This is a genomic window from Ruegeria sp. C5, from assembly GCF_056537605.1.
The window spans coordinates 132318-146192 of the sequence record NZ_JBQFRX010000004.1; the positions used below are offsets into that span (position 1 = coordinate 132318).

The 13875-nt window shown below is 58.7% G+C and carries 13 protein-coding genes; 4 read left to right on the forward strand and 9 right to left on the reverse strand.

Annotated features, from left to right (window positions below; all coding sequences use genetic code 11):
• The first annotated feature begins 181 nt into the window (after positions 1-181).
• The 4 genes from ACR0AW_RS15065 to ACR0AW_RS15080 are packed head-to-tail and all read left to right on the forward strand — an operon-like array spanning position 182 to position 3087.
• Entirely contained in the window at positions 182-859 is a 678-nt protein-coding gene (locus ACR0AW_RS15065) for a cell division ATP-binding protein FtsE (protein ID WP_170423929.1), read from the forward strand.
• Positions 856-1755: an FtsX-like permease family protein gene (locus tag ACR0AW_RS15070; protein ID WP_170408348.1), complete on the forward strand. Its 900-nt coding sequence runs from the start codon at positions 856-858 to the stop codon at positions 1753-1755. Before ACR0AW_RS15065 ends, ACR0AW_RS15070 begins: the two co-directional genes overlap by 4 nt.
• Complete coding sequence (locus tag ACR0AW_RS15075) at positions 1755-2495, forward strand: lysophospholipid acyltransferase family protein (RefSeq protein WP_170513904.1); 741 nt, start codon at positions 1755-1757, stop codon at positions 2493-2495. The genes ACR0AW_RS15070 and ACR0AW_RS15075 overlap by 1 nt, the downstream gene beginning before the upstream one ends.
• On the forward strand, positions 2482-3087 hold the full coding sequence (locus ACR0AW_RS15080; RefSeq protein ID WP_170733570.1) for a pyridoxamine 5'-phosphate oxidase family protein: 606 nt from the start codon (positions 2482-2484) through the stop codon (positions 3085-3087). The genes ACR0AW_RS15075 and ACR0AW_RS15080 overlap by 14 nt, the downstream gene beginning before the upstream one ends.
• Positions 3088-3104: 17 nt before the next feature.
• On the opposite strand, the gene ACR0AW_RS15085 is transcribed toward ACR0AW_RS15080, so the two are convergent.
• The 9 genes from ACR0AW_RS15085 to mdh all read right to left on the reverse strand — a co-directional run bounded on the left by ACR0AW_RS15085 (position 3105) and on the right by mdh (position 13742).
• Positions 3105-3413, reverse strand: coding sequence for an EthD family reductase (locus tag ACR0AW_RS15085; protein WP_170733571.1), 309 nt, complete (start codon positions 3411-3413; stop codon positions 3105-3107).
• 121 nt (positions 3414-3534) lie between these two features.
• Entirely contained in the window at positions 3535-4923 is a 1389-nt protein-coding gene (gene lpdA / locus ACR0AW_RS15090; RefSeq protein WP_170733572.1) for a dihydrolipoyl dehydrogenase, read from the reverse strand.
• Positions 4924-4994: 71 nt separating this feature from the next.
• Entirely contained in the window at positions 4995-5264 is a 270-nt protein-coding gene (locus ACR0AW_RS15095; RefSeq protein ID WP_170395780.1) for a hypothetical protein, read from the reverse strand.
• Position 5265: 1 nt separating this feature from the next.
• Positions 5266-6780, reverse strand: coding sequence for a 2-oxoglutarate dehydrogenase complex dihydrolipoyllysine-residue succinyltransferase (odhB, locus tag ACR0AW_RS15100; RefSeq protein WP_170465910.1), 1515 nt, complete (start codon positions 6778-6780; stop codon positions 5266-5268).
• A 3-nt stretch (positions 6781-6783) separates the two neighbouring features.
• Positions 6784-9741, reverse strand: a complete 2958-nt coding sequence (locus ACR0AW_RS15105) for a 2-oxoglutarate dehydrogenase E1 component (RefSeq protein WP_170395783.1) — start codon at positions 9739-9741, stop codon at positions 6784-6786.
• Entirely contained in the window at positions 9738-10277 is a 540-nt protein-coding gene (locus ACR0AW_RS15110; RefSeq protein WP_170395785.1) for a DUF805 domain-containing protein, read from the reverse strand. The genes ACR0AW_RS15105 and ACR0AW_RS15110 overlap by 4 nt, the downstream gene beginning before the upstream one ends.
• A 34-nt stretch (positions 10278-10311) precedes the next feature.
• Entirely contained in the window at positions 10312-11193 is an 882-nt protein-coding gene (sucD, locus tag ACR0AW_RS15115; RefSeq protein ID WP_170522246.1) for a succinate--CoA ligase subunit alpha, read from the reverse strand.
• Positions 11194-11276: 83 nt separating this feature from the next.
• Complete coding sequence (sucC, locus tag ACR0AW_RS15120; RefSeq protein ID WP_170395786.1) at positions 11277-12470, reverse strand: ADP-forming succinate--CoA ligase subunit beta; 1194 nt, start codon at positions 12468-12470, stop codon at positions 11277-11279.
• Positions 12471-12779: 309 nt separating this feature from the next.
• On the reverse strand, positions 12780-13742 hold the full coding sequence (gene mdh, locus ACR0AW_RS15125; protein ID WP_170353522.1) for a malate dehydrogenase: 963 nt from the start codon (positions 13740-13742) through the stop codon (positions 12780-12782).
• Between the last annotated feature and the right edge of the window lie 133 nt (positions 13743-13875).

A 13875-nucleotide genomic window follows, 5' to 3' on the forward strand; every position in this document is an offset into this window, starting at 1 on the left:
CTGCCTCCTGGCCTTCAAGGCTGGCCTGATAATAGTTTTTTCAGGGATGATATTCCGTTAAGACCCAACAGCAAAGCGTGTTTTCGGTTTCGCGGGCCAAGTGTCGCCAATTGGCCCCGCCCAAGGCATTGAATCCACCGCTGCGCTCGGGCAAGAGGTGAGCAGAATAAAGGGGGCAGGCGTGATCGAGCTGGAGAATATCAGCTATACCTACGGCGGTGGTGAGTTGCTAAGCGATGTTTCGCTGCAATTACAGCCCGGATCGTTCCACTTTCTGACCGGGCCTTCGGGTGCGGGCAAGACCACATTGCTGAAACTCTGTTATGGCGCGTTGTTGCCAACCTCGGGCAGGTTGATGGCCTTTGGTGAGGATATCGCCCGCATGGACCGCGATCAGATGGCGCTGCTGCGCCGCCGAATTGGCGTGGTGCATCAGGATTGCCGATTTTTGGATCACATGACGCTGGCCGAGAATGTCGCGTTGCCGCTGATGGTCTCGGGGCGCTCTGAAAATGGGCAGCAGGACGATCTGACCGAACTGCTGGGCTGGGTCGGGCTTGGCAGCAGGCTTGAGGCGCACCCGCCTGAACTATCGGGGGGCGAACGCCAGCGTGCCGCATTGGCCCGCGCAGTCATCCTATCGCCCGATGTGGTGCTTGCGGATGAGCCCACCGGCAATGTGGACTGGGAGATGTCGCAACGACTTCTGCGCCTGCTGGTCGAATTGAACAGGATGGGAAAAACCGTGCTGATCGCCACCCATGACCTAAGCCTGATCCGCGCCGCCAAAAGCCAGGTTCAGGCTCGCGTTCTGCGTATCGCGCAGCGCCGGGTGCAGCTTGCGGGGGCGGATCTATGAGCAAGGGCACGATCCGCAATTTGCTGCGCCGTGACAGCCGCGCCGACCGGGTGGTGCCACCCACGGGCTTTACCGCGCAATTGACCCTGTTCGTGTCTGGTGCAATGGCCTTTCTGGCGGTTTTTGCGCTGGCTCTTTCGTTAGCCTCGGGCCGTGTGGCGGATCGTTGGGCTTCAGAGTTGGCGGGGGCAGCGACCTTGCGGATCAATGCCCCTGCAGATCAACGTGCGGCGCAAACCGAGGCTGCTTTGAATGTCCTCCAGCAAACGCCGGGTGTGGCTTCGGCTCGCGCGTTGACGAGCGAAGAGCAGGCCACACTGCTGTCACCCTGGTTCGGACCGGACTTGCCTCTGGACACTTTACCAATTCCGCAGCTTATAGAGATTATCGAAGGTGAGCCGGGTCTTGATGCGGCTGGCCTGCGGCTGCGGCTAGGGGCTGAGGTGCCGGGCGCAGTGCTGGATGATCACACTCGCTGGCGCGAACCATTGGTTGATGCGGCCAATTCACTGCGGCGTCTGGGCTGGATTTCGATCCTGCTGATCGGTGGCGCCACTGCCGCCATGATCACGCTTGCCGCCAACGCCTCGCTTGCCGCCAACGCGCAGATAATCGAGGTTCTGCGTCAGGTCGGCGCGCGGGACCGGTTCATCGCCGGAGCGTTCGTGCGCCGCTTTACGTTCCGGGCGCTGTTTGGAGCAGCAGTTGGCACTTTGCTGGGTATGACGGGTGTATTGTTGCTCCCCGAAGCCTCGGATGCGGGTGGTTTTCTCACTGGCCTTGGGTTTCAGGGTATCGGTTGGATCCTGCCCGTGCTGATCCCGGTATTGGGCGCGGCCGTTGCGTTTCTGGCCACATGGTCAGCCGCGCAGCGCAAGTTGAAGGAGCTTTCGTGATGTTCATGGCTATTCAATGGGTCCGGTCGCTGATCTTCATGATCACCATCTATGCCTGGATGCTGGTACTGGGGCTTGTCTTTGCCCCCTATGCGCTGTTCGCCAAGCGTGGCGCATTGCGAGCATGCAAAACCTATGCGCGCACAACCAAGTGGTTGGCCCGCTGGATGGTTGGTATTCGCTGCGAAGTGCGCGGAGAAGTCCCACATGGCGAGGTTGTGATCGGCGCCAAGCACCAGTCGTTTCTGGACATCATCATAATCTTCGACGCCATCCCACACGGCAAATTCATCATGAAGCGAGAGCTTCTGTGGACGCCGGTCATCGGAATGTATGCGCGCCGTCTGGGATGTATCCCGGTCAATCGCGGCAAACGCGGGGCGGCGGTTGCGAAGATGGTCAAGGATGTCGCCCGCGAGTTCAGCGAACCCGGTCAGTTGGTGATCTACCCGCAAGGTACGCGCGTCGCGCCTGGGGTGCACAAGCCCTACAAGGTTGGAACGGCGGTTCTGTATGAAGGGCTCGGGTTCCCGTGCGTACCCGTTGCCACAAATGCGGGCGTCTTCTGGCCCAGAACCGGTGTCATGCGCAAGCCCGGCACGGCGATTGTCGATTTCCTAAATCCAATCGAACCCGGCGTTGCGCGGAATGACTTTCTGGAACGGCTGGAAAACGTTATTGAGACACGGTCCAACGAACTGATGCGAGAAGTGGGGTTTGACCCGGATGGAATTCGTTAAGGATATCACTGCCCTTGAGGCTCTGTATGGCACGCCCGGCGCAGCCTCCATACGCAAAGTGGCGCGGCGGCTAACACCGCTCTACCGCAAATGGATTATGGCCTCACGCTTGTGTATCCTCAGCACCGTCGGCTCCGAAGGTGTCGATGGCAGCCCGCGTGGAGATGAAGGGCCAGTTGTGTTGGAACTGGACCAAGGCACCCTGGCACTGCCGGATTGGCGGGGAAACAACCGCTTGGATTCCCTGCGAAATATCGTACTCGATCCACGCGTCTCATTGTTGTTCATGATACCCGGTTCGAACAATGTGGTTCGGGTAAATGGGAACGCTCAACTAACTGCTGATGAAGCCCTGCGCGCCCGGTTCGAGAAAAACGGGAAGCGCCCCGCGACCGTCATCGTGATCGAAATTTCCGAAATCTACACCCAATGTGCCCGCGCCTTGATGCGCGCGCAAACATGGAGCGGGCGGGATGAATCCGATAGGCTGCCAACCGTCGGCGAGATCCTCTCGGAGATGACGTCAGGAGAAGAAGGCGGCGCACAATATGATCAGGAATGGGGTGCCCGCGCCGCTAAAACCATGTGGTAGGCAAGGATGGCTCTGATTCAGCCGATCACCTCACCGATCAGCATCTGCGGTTTGACATTGGTGAAGTTTGGCAGATCAGCCAGTACAGGGCCTGCCTTTGACATACCGTCGTTCATCGCTTCCTGATCTTCAAATATGATTGTTGCGATCGCGTAGTGACCCGCCGCCTCATCCGGGCCTCCCGCAATGCCTTTGGTTACGACCGTACGTTCGATATGTGACCCCATGTGCTCGCCGACAAGCGGAAGATGTGTGTCGACATAGTAGTCGAAATCGAAATGTGTTTCTGTACCTATGGGATAGATCACCTGTAAACTGACGCTCATCTGACTTCCTTTCCAAAAGCAATGGAGTCAGTAAACCGCGTCTGATCACCTGCCGCAAATGGTTTTGAGCGACACGGGGTGCCGCTCAAGGAGACTAGGTAGAGGACCTGCTCAGGTTGGGTCAGCTATGAATTGGCCCGTCACCACAGGCGAGCGCCGCCTCGCGCACTGCTTCGGAATAGGTCGGGTGAGCGTGACAGGTCAGGGCCAGATCTTCGGCTGATGCGCCGAATTCCATGGCGACGCAAACCTCGTGGATCAGGTCTCCGGCCGCGGGGCCGATGATATGCGCGCCCAGAATGCGATCGGTTTCTTTGTCTGCCAGAATCTTGACGAACCCGTCGGCTGCGAAATTCGCCTTGGCCCGGCCATTGCCCATGAACATGAACTTGCCGACCTTGTAGGCGCGGCCCTGTTCTTTGAGTGTCGCTTCGGTCTCACCCACATTGGCCACCTCGGGCCAAGTGTAGATGACCCCAGGAATGACACCATAGTTCACATGACCATGCTTGCCTGCAACCTGCTCGGCTGCGGCCATGCCCTCGTCCTCAGCCTTGTGGGCCAGCATCGGGCCTTCGGTCACGTCGCCGATGGCGTAGATGCCCGGCACGTTGGTCTGCCAATCACTACCGACCTTGATCTGGCCGCGCGGGGTCATCTCGACGCCTAAAGCATCCAGCCCCAGACCCTCCGAATAGGGCTTGCGCCCGGTGGCCACCAGCACGGTATCAGCATCGATGACGTGCTCGCTGTCATCTTTGAGCAGCTTGTACGTTACCTTGGCTTTGGTCTTGGTGGCTTCGGTCTTTTGCACCGCAGCGCCCATGACGAACTTCAAACCCTGTTTCTTCAGGATACGCTGGAAAGTCTTCTGAACCTCGGGGTCCATACCCGGCGTGATTTCCTTGAGAAACTCGATCACCGTCACCTCTGCGCCCAAACGGCTGTAGACCGAGCCCAATTCAAGCCCGATCACACCGGCACCGATCACAATCATTTTCTTGGGAACTTTGCCCAGAGACAATGCGCCGGTCGAAGTCACCACGACCTTTTCGTCAACCTCGACGCCAGGCAGTGCCGATGGCTCAGAGCCCGACGCGATAATGATGTTCTTGGTCTCATGGACCGCATCACCAACCTCGACCTTGCCCGCAGCAGGGATTGAGCCCCAGCCTTTCAGCCAATCGATCTTGTTCTTCTTGAACAGAAACTCGATGCCCTTGGTGTTGCCATCGATCACCTCGTCCTTGTAGGCCTGCATCTGCTTCCAATCGACCGAAGGTGACTTCCCCTTCAGACCCATCTTTGCAAAGTTGTGTTCGGCCTCGTGCAACTGATGGCTGGCATGTAACAATGCTTTCGAGGGGATGCAGCCCACGTTCAGGCAAGTCCCACCCAGCGTCTCGCGCCCCTCGACAACTGCGGTTTTAAGGCCCAGTTGGGCGCAACGGATGGCGCAGACATAGCCGCCGGGTCCGGCGCCGATTACGATGACGTCATAATTTGCCATTACATTCTCCTAAATCGACCGGGTGATCCGGCAGCGTCCCGATCCGGTGTGGTGGGTCGGGTACCTATATTTCAAACGGGTTCCAGCAGCTTGATCGAGATATGGGCTATCCCGCCCCGCTCGTGATGCATCGCCAACTCTTCCGACCCAAAAAACGCCTTTGCCTTATCCAGATTCATAACTTCGAACATCGCTATCGCATGATCCCGCTGATCTGGATCGCGCCAGACATGCAGGTCGCGGATACCCGCGGCCTTGCGCATCGGTTGATCCTCGCGGAACACTTTCAGCCAGGCATCGAAATCGGCCACATCGGCTTGCCACAGTACATGAGTCGCCATCTTAAAGATCCATCAGCAGACGGCGCGGGTCTTCCAGCGCCTCTTTTACGCGGACAAGGAATGTCACAGCACCCTTGCCGTCCACAATACGGTGATCATAGGACAGCGCCAGATACATCATCGGGCGGATTTTGATCTCACCATTGATGACCATGGGACGATCCTGGATCTTGTGCATGCCCAGAATGCCCGATTGCGGCGGGTTCAGGATCGGTGAAGACATCAGCGAGCCGTAGACGCCTCCGTTCGAGATCGTGAAAGTGCCGCCCTGCATTTCCGCCATCGAGAGTTTACCATCACGGGCGCGCTTGCCCTTTTCGGCGATGGCTTTCTCGATCGCTGCGAAAGACATCGAGTCCGCATCCCGGATGACTGGAACCACCAGCCCTTGCGGCGTACCTGCGGCCACACCCATATGCACGAAGTTCTTGTAGACGATGTCATTGCCGTCGATCTCGGCATTCACTTCGGGCACTTCTTTCAGCGCATGACAGCAGGCCTTGGTGAAAAAGGACATAAAGCCCAGACGTACGCCATGCTTCTTCTCGAACTGGTCCTTGTACTGGTTGCGCAGGGCCATCACCTCAGTCATGTCCACCTCGTTATAGGTGGTCAGGATCGCGGCGGTGTTCTGCGCGTCTTTCAGGCGCTTGGCGATGGTCTGGCGCAGACGGGTCATGCGCACGCGCTCTTCGCGGCTCGCATCCTCGGCAGCCACAGGCGCGCGCGGAGCTTGGGCAGCGGGGGCGGGCACAGCTGCCGCAGGCGCTGGGGCCGTAGCTGCTGCAACTGCCTTTGCCACGTCTTCTTTCATGATACGACCATCGCGTCCGGTGCCAGTGACCTGATCCGCAGACAGACCAGCTTCGGCCATCGCTTTCTCAGCCGATGGAGCGTTGGACACGTCTTTACCTGTGCTGGCTGCAGCCGGAGCGGCGACGGCCGCCACCGGAGCCGCTGCCGCACCTGCGGCTGCGCCCGAGATCACCGCCAATTTGGCAGAAGCATCGACCGTGCTGCCTTCAGGCGCAACGATTTCAGCCAGAACGCCTGCCGCCGGGGCAGGGACCTCGACCGAGACCTTGTCGGTTTCCAGTTCGCACAGCATTTCATCCTGTGCAACGCTGTCGCCGACCTGTTTGAACCATGTCGAGACTGTAGCCTCGGTGACGGATTCACCCAATGTCGGCACCATCACATCTACACTGCCGCCTGATGCTGCGGGTGCCGCTGCCGCCGGGGCCGGGGCCGCCGCTGCCGGAGCAGGCGCAGCCCCTTCGCCCGCCGCTATCGTGGCAAGCAGGGCATCGACGCCCACGGTCTCACCTTCGGCTGCAACGATCTCACCCATCACGCCAGCAGCGGGTGAGGGCACCTCGACCGTGACCTTGTCGGTCTCAAGTTCACATAGCATCTCATCTACGGCGACTGCATCGCCGGGTTTTTTGAACCAAGTCGCAACGGTGGCTTCGGTGACAGACTCGCCCAGCGTGGGAACACGAACTTCAATCGTCATCGTTTACTTTCCTTCAATGCTCAGCGCTTCGTTCACCAGCGCTTCTTGTTGGGCTTTGTGTTGGCTGGCCAGACCCGTCGCGGGCGAGGCCGAAGTTGCGCGACCGGCATAGACCGGACGGGTGTGTTTTGCGCCAATGCGGGTCAGAACCCATTCGATATTGGGTTCAATAAAGGTCCAGGCCCCCTGGTTCTTGGGTTCTTCCTGACACCAGACCATCTCGGCCCCCTTGAAGCGCTCAAGCTCGTTGATCAGCGAATGCGCAGGGAAAGGATAGTATTGCTCGATCCGCATTAAGTAGATGTCATCGATGCCGCGCGCATCGCGTTCCTCAAGCAGATCAAAATAGACCTTGCCCGAGCACATGACGACCCGCTTGATCTTGTCATCTGCCACCAGTTTAGTGTCCGAGTTGCCCTGTTGAGCATCATCCCACAGCACCCTATGGAAGCTCGAGCCTGTAGTGAATTCCTCGGCCTTGCTGACAGCCAGCTTATGGCGCAGCAGCGACTTCGGCGTCACCAGGATAAGCGGCTTGCGGAAGGTCCGGTGCAATTGACGGCGCAGGATGTGGAAATAGTTCGCAGGCGTTGTGCAGTTCGCCACGATCCAGTTGTCCTGACCGCACATTTGCAGAAACCGCTCAAGCCGTGCGGATGAGTGCTCTGGGCCTTGCCCTTCGAACCCATGCGGCAGCAGCGTGACCAGACCAGACATCCGCAGCCACTTCGATTCACCCGAACTGATGAACTGATCGAACATTATCTGTGCCCCATTGGCGAAATCGCCAAACTGCGCCTCCCAGAGAACAAGCGCGTTGGGCTCGGCCAGTGAATAGCCATACTCGAACCCAAGCACCGCGTATTCGGACAGCATCGAGTCAATCACGTCATAATGTGATTGGCCCTTGCGGATATTGTTCAGCGGGTAATACCGTTCCTCGGTTTCCTGATGGACAAATCCGGAATGGCGTTGGCTGAATGTGCCACGCGTCGCGTCCTGTCCGGCCAAACGTACAGGGTAGCCTTCGGTCAGCAGAGAGCCAAACGCCAGAGCCTCGCCCGTTGCCCAGTCAAAGCCGGTTCCGTTTTCGAACATCTGTTTCTTGTGGTCCTGCAACCGGCCCACGGTTTTGTGCATCGCAAAACCTTCGGGGGCGCTGGTCAGAGCGGTGCCGATCTCGGCCAGCGTCTCTGGTGTAATTGCGGTTTCACCGCGCATGTATTCGTCTTTGTGCTTGTCCAGATGCGACCAGCGCCCATCCAGCCAGTCGGCTTTGTTTGGCTTGTAGTCTTTCCCGGCATCAAACTCCTCATTCAGATGTGCCTGAAAGGCCGCCTTCATGTCTTCAATCTCGCCTTCGGGGATAAGCCCGTCCCTGACAAGGCGCTCGGTATACAACGACAACGTGGTCTTATGCGTCTTGATCTTCTTGTACATGATCGGGTTGGTGAACATGGGCTCGTCGCCCTCGTTATGACCAAACCGGCGATAGCAGAAAATATCCAGCACCACGTCCTTGTGGAACTTCTGGCGGAACTCGGTCGCCACCTTGGCGGCATGCACCACCGCCTCGGGGTCGTCGCCATTCACGTGGAAGATGGGAGCTTCAACCATCAGCGCGATATCCGTGGGATAAGGGCTGGAACGGCTGAAATGTGGCGCGGTGGTAAAGCCGATCTGGTTGTTTACCACGATATGCATGGTGCCGCCGGTCTTGTGCCCCTTCAGGCCCGACAGGCCAAAGCCTTCGGCGACAACGCCCTGACCGGCAAAGGCCGCATCACCGTGCAGGAGGATGCCCATCACCTTGGTGCGGTCTTCGTCGTTCAACTGGTCCTGCTTGGCGCGGACCTTACCCAGAACCACCGGGTTCACCGCCTCAAGGTGCGAGGGGTTTGCGGTCAGCGACAGGTGAACGCTATTGCCATCGAACTCTCGGTCGCTTGACGCGCCGAGGTGATATTTCACGTCGCCTGATCCATCCACGTCTTCGGGCTTGAAGCTGCCGCCCTGAAACTCGTTGAAGATCGCGCGATAGGGCTTGCCCATCACATTGGCCAGAATGTTCAGACGACCCCGGTGTGGCATACCGATGACGATATCGCTGAGGCCCAAGGCGCCGCCGCGCTTGATGATCTGTTCCATCGCAGGGATCAGCGCCTCGCCACCATCCAGACCAAACCGCTTGGTGCCCATGTATTTCACATGCAGGAACTTCTCGAAACCCTCGGCCTCGACCATCTTGTTCAGGATCGCCTTGCGGCCTTCCTTGGTGAAGGCGATTTCCTTACCGAACCCCTCGATGCGTTCCTTCAGCCACGCGGCCTCTTCCGGGTTCGAGATATGCATGTATTGCAGCGCGAAGGTGCCGCAATAGGTCCTCTTCACGATCTCGACGATTTGGCGCATGCTGGCCATCTGCAGGCCCAGCACGTTGTCAATAAAGATCGGTCGATCCATGTCAGCATCGGTGAACCCGTAAGTCTTCGGGTCCAGCTCGGGATGCGTACTGGCGGCGCGCATGCCCAGCGGGTCCAGATCAGCTGCCAGATGGCCCCGGATACGATAGGCCCTGATCAGCATCAGCGCCCGCAGGCTGTCCAGCACCGCGCGCTTGATCTGGTCATCACTGACCTCAACACCCTTGGCCGCCGCCTTATCCTTGATTTTGTTGCCCGCTGCTTTGGCGTCGATCTCGGCCCACTCGCCAGTCAACGCACCCGTCAGATCATCGGCAGGCATCGGAGGCCAATCGCTGCGCGCCCACGAAGGGCCCTCGGCCTCGCGCTGCACATCCGGCGCGTCATCGCCCATGGCCTTGAAGAACTCGACCCAGGCTGCGTCGACCGCACCGGGGTTCTTGGTGTACTGGGCATAAAGCTGCTCCAGATATTCGGCATTATGCCCCTGCATGAAGCTTGAGGCATGAAAGGCGGTGTTGGGCGAGTGTTCGGTCATTGGGCTACCTCATATGGGTTGGGACCGTATTGGTTGGTGCCTGGTTCGCTGGGGCGGGTCAGCCACCACAGAACCAGGAGGGGCGACACAAACAGGACAAGAAGTGTCGGAATGACAATAAGAAGAGTTGCGCGGGTGAACAGGATATCCAACGTGCCGCCATGGAACTGGCTGGCAAGGCCGATGCCAAAGATCAGGACGGCAAGCGCACCAAGTATCAGCAGGATCGGCAGCAGAGCATAAAGCCCGCTGCGCCCGGTATCATGCATCCGCCGCCACGCGACGGCCAGATGCGGGAAGAAGACAATCAGGCTGACGATGCTTTGGACCGGGCCTGTCGAGGTAGCCGTGACGGATTTGGATGTTTCGGTTTCGGTCACTGCGACCTGAGTAAAGAACTGCCAGTCGATGATCCCGGCAATGATGCTCCAGATCATGATGAACAGGAAAAAAAACCAGTATTCGGGCCGCGAGGCACGGCCCGAAAAGGTGAAAAACTTGGAGAAACAGGTTTTAATGGCTTCGCCGAAAGTCATGTTTACCGCTCCTCCCAAAGCAGTCAAATTCTGGTCAACCGATGGCTTCCAGCACAGCCTCACCCAGCTGCGCCGGGCTTTCGGCCACGACGATACCAGCCGAGCGCATGGCTTCGATCTTGTCCTCGGCGCCGCCTTTGCCGCCGGCGACGATGGCGCCCGCGTGGCCCATGCGGCGGCCAGGAGGGGCCGTGCGGCCCGCGATGAACCCTGCCGTGGGCTTCTTGCGGCCTTTCTTGGCCTCATCCGCAAGGAACTGCGCAGCTTCTTCCTCGGCCGAGCCACCGATTTCACCGATCATGATGATCGACTCGGTTTCGTCATCAGCCAGGAACCATTCCAGCACGTCGATATGCTCGGTCCCTTTGATCGGGTCGCCGCCGATGCCCACACAGGTGGACTGGCCCAGACCCACATCGGTGGTCTGCTTGACGGCCTCATAGGTCAGCGTGCCGGAACGGGACACAACGCCGACCGAGCCGCGCTTGTGGATGTGGCCCGGCATGATGCCGATCTTGCAGGCATCCGGCGTGATGACACCGGGGCAGTTCGGCCCGATCAGGCGCGAGTTTGAGCCTTCCAGCGCGCGCTTAACCTTCATCATGTCCAGAACCGGGATGCCTTCGGTGATGCAGACGATCACTTCCATCTCGGCATCAATCGCTTCGAGGATCGAGTCAGCTGCGAAGGGCGGTGGTACATAGATCACGCTGGCATTGGCTTCGGTCACATGCTTGGCCTCGTGGACCGAGTTGAACACGGGCAAGCCCAGATGCTCCATCCCGCCTTTGCCGGGGGTCACGCCGCCGACCATCTTGGTGCCATAAGCAATGGCCTGTTCGCTGTGGAATGTGCCCTGCGAGCCGGTAAAGCCCTGACAGATCACTTTGGTATTTTCATCGATGAGGACTGCCATCTGGCGTTCTCCTTTATACGGCAGGCTTCTGCCCGCCAAAATCTTGGGAAAGGCGGGCTGACGCCCACCCTACGGGATGACACTCAGCCTTTGACGGCCTTCACGATCTTCTCGGCACCGTCTTTCAGGTTGTCCGCCGCGATCACATCGAGGCCCGAGGTGTTGATGATCTCTTTGCCCTTCTCGACATTCGTGCCTTCCAGACGCACGACCAGCGGGACCTGAAGGCCCACCTCTTTCACCGCGGCAACGACGCCCTCGGCAATCACATCACAGCGCATGATGCCGCCGAAGATGTTGACCAGAATGCCTTTGACGTTCGGATCCGAGGTGATGATCTTGAACGCCTCGGTCACTTTCTCTTTGGTCGCGCCACCGCCAACATCCAGGAAGTTGGCAGGCTCGGCACCGTAAAGCTTGATGATGTCCATCGTCGCCATCGCCAGACCAGCACCGTTGACCATGCAGCCGATCTCACCGTCCAGCGCGATGTAGTTCAGGTCGTATTTGGACGCTTCCAGTTCCTTGGGGTCTTCCTCGGTCGTGTCGCGCAACTCGGCAATATCCGGGTGGCGGTATACCGCGTTACCATCAAAGCCGACTTTTGCGTCCAGTACTTTCAGGTCGCCTTTGTCCGAGACGATCAGCGGGTTGATCTCCAGCATCTCCATGTCCTTCTCGACGAAGGCATTGTAGAGCTGGTTCATTAGCTTGACGCATTGTTTGACCTGCGCGCCTTCCAGTCCCAACGAGAACGCGATGCGGCGGCCGTGATAGGGCTGATAACCAGTGGCGGGATCAACCGAGAAGGACAGGATTTTCTCAGGCGTCGCAGCGGCCACCTCTTCGATGTCCATGCCGCCTTCGGTCGAGCATACGAATGAGATACGGCTGGTCTGGCGGTCCACCAGCAGGGCTAGGTAAAGTTCACGTTCGATGCCCGAACCGGCTTCGATGTAGATGCGGTTCACCTGCTTGCCTGCGGGGCCGGTCTGATGGGTGACCAGCGTGCGGCCAAGCATCTTCTTGGCTTCTTCGGCGGCTTCTTCCACCGATTTGGTCAGACGGACACCGCCTTTTTCACCGGCGTCGGCCTCTTTAAAGGAACCCTTGCCGCGACCACCCGCGTGGATTTGCGCCTTGACGACCCAAAGCGGCCCGTCCAATTCACCGGCTGCGGTTTTGGCTTCCTCGGCGCGCAGAACTGCGCGACCATCGGAGACCGGAGCGCCATAGCTGCGAAGAAGCGCTTTGGCTTGATATTCGTGAATGTTCATCGAAATTGTCCCGTCTGACTACGATTACACCGTTATAGGGGTGTCTAAGCGCCAAAATTAAAGAGTTTTTTGACGGGTCACGGGAAATTGTCGAAGATTTTCAGTATTTGTGATCACAGGTTTTTGGGGTGTGATCACAAAAATTGCGGGGCGTGGAAATTGATTCGATGATCCGGGATCATGCCCACAAAACACATTCATAGATGAGTTTTGCGACGTTTGCGCGAACATCTTTTAGCCAGCTTGGCACCGTGTAAAAGAAAACCGGCCCGTGAAGAGGGCCGGTTCATTGATTCTAGGGTTCGTGACTTAGGCCAGCGAGCTGTCGATGCCCTTGCATGCTTCGATCAGGCCCTTAACGGCATTGACCGAATTGTCGAAACCGGCCTGTTCTTCTTCGTTCAGCTTGATGTCGACGACGCGCTCGATGCCACCTGCACCGATTACGGTAGGCACGCCGACATACATGCCGTCGACACCCAGTTCGCCGTTGCAATAGGCAGCACAAGGCAGAACGCGCTTCTGATCTTTCAAATAGGCTTCGGCCATTTCGATCGCCGAAGTCGCCGGTGCATAGAAAGCCGAGCCGGTCTTCAGCAGGCCAACGATTTCTGCGCCGCCGTCACGGGTGCGCTGAACGATGGCGTCCAGTTTTTCCTGCGTGGTCCAGCCCATCTCAACCAGATCGGGCAACGGGATACCGGCAACGGTCGAGTAGCGCACCGAAGGCACCATTGTGTCGCCATGGCCTCCCAGAACAAAGGCGGTGACGTCGCGCATGGACACATTGAACTCTTCTGACAAGAAGTGTGCGAAACGGCCCGAGTCCAGAACGCCCGCCATGCCGCAGACTTTGTTGTGCGGCAGGCCCGAGAATTCACGCAGCGCCCAAACCATCGCGTCCAGCGGGTTGGTGATGCAGATGACGAACGCATCCGGAGCGTTTGCGGCGATGCCTTCACCGACCGATTTCATGACCTTCAGGTTGATGCCCAGCAAGTCGTCGCGGCTCATGCCCGGCTTGCGCGGCACGCCAGCGGTGACGATGCAGACGTCGGCACCGGCGATGTCCTCATAGGACTGGGTGCCCTTCAGTTTGGCGTCGAAGCCTTCCGAGGGGCCGGATTCGGCGATGTCCAGCGCCTTTCCTTCCGGGGTGCCTTCGGCGATGTCGAACAGCACGACGTCACCAAGTTCTTTCATTGCAGCGAGGTGGGCGAGCGTGCCGCCGATCTGACCTGCGCCGATCAGCGCGATCTTGGGTCTGGCCATTTGGAATATCTCCGGTCGGTTTTGAAATCGCGGTTGTGCTAGTCGCAAAAGCGGCGTCACGCAAGCCTTCTGCGGCGCGGCATGCCACCGCATACCGTTTGCACACACCCCGCCGATTGCGCTAAACCGCCTG

Bases quoted from the DNA above. Each gene is read 5' to 3' on its own strand.
- ACR0AW_RS15070 (WP_170408348.1), top strand. From the start codon at position 856: ATGAGCAAGGGCACGATCCGCAATTTGCTGCGCCGTGACAGCCGCGCC.
- ACR0AW_RS15075 (WP_170513904.1), top strand. From the start codon at position 1,755: ATGTTCATGGCTATTCAATGGGTCCGGTCGCTGATCTTCATGATCACC.
- ACR0AW_RS15080 (WP_170733570.1), top strand. From the start codon at position 2,482: ATGGAATTCGTTAAGGATATCACTGCCCTTGAGGCTCTGTATGGCACG.
- ACR0AW_RS15085 (WP_170733571.1), bottom strand. From the start codon at position 3,413: ATGAGCGTCAGTTTACAGGTGATCTATCCCATAGGTACAGAAACACAT.
- lpdA (WP_170733572.1), bottom strand. From the start codon at position 4,923: ATGGCAAATTATGACGTCATCGTAATCGGCGCCGGACCCGGCGGCTAT.
- ACR0AW_RS15095 (WP_170395780.1), bottom strand. From the start codon at position 5,264: ATGGCGACTCATGTACTGTGGCAAGCCGATGTGGCCGATTTCGATGCC.
- odhB (WP_170465910.1), bottom strand. From the start codon at position 6,780: ATGACGATTGAAGTTCGTGTTCCCACGCTGGGCGAGTCTGTCACCGAA.
- ACR0AW_RS15105 (WP_170395783.1), bottom strand. From the start codon at position 9,741: ATGACCGAACACTCGCCCAACACCGCCTTTCATGCCTCAAGCTTCATG.
- ACR0AW_RS15110 (WP_170395785.1), bottom strand. From the start codon at position 10,277: ATGACTTTCGGCGAAGCCATTAAAACCTGTTTCTCCAAGTTTTTCACC.
- sucD (WP_170522246.1), bottom strand. From the start codon at position 11,193: ATGGCAGTCCTCATCGATGAAAATACCAAAGTGATCTGTCAGGGCTTT.
- sucC (WP_170395786.1), bottom strand. From the start codon at position 12,470: ATGAACATTCACGAATATCAAGCCAAAGCGCTTCTTCGCAGCTATGGC.
- mdh (WP_170353522.1), bottom strand. From the start codon at position 13,742: ATGGCCAGACCCAAGATCGCGCTGATCGGCGCAGGTCAGATCGGCGGC.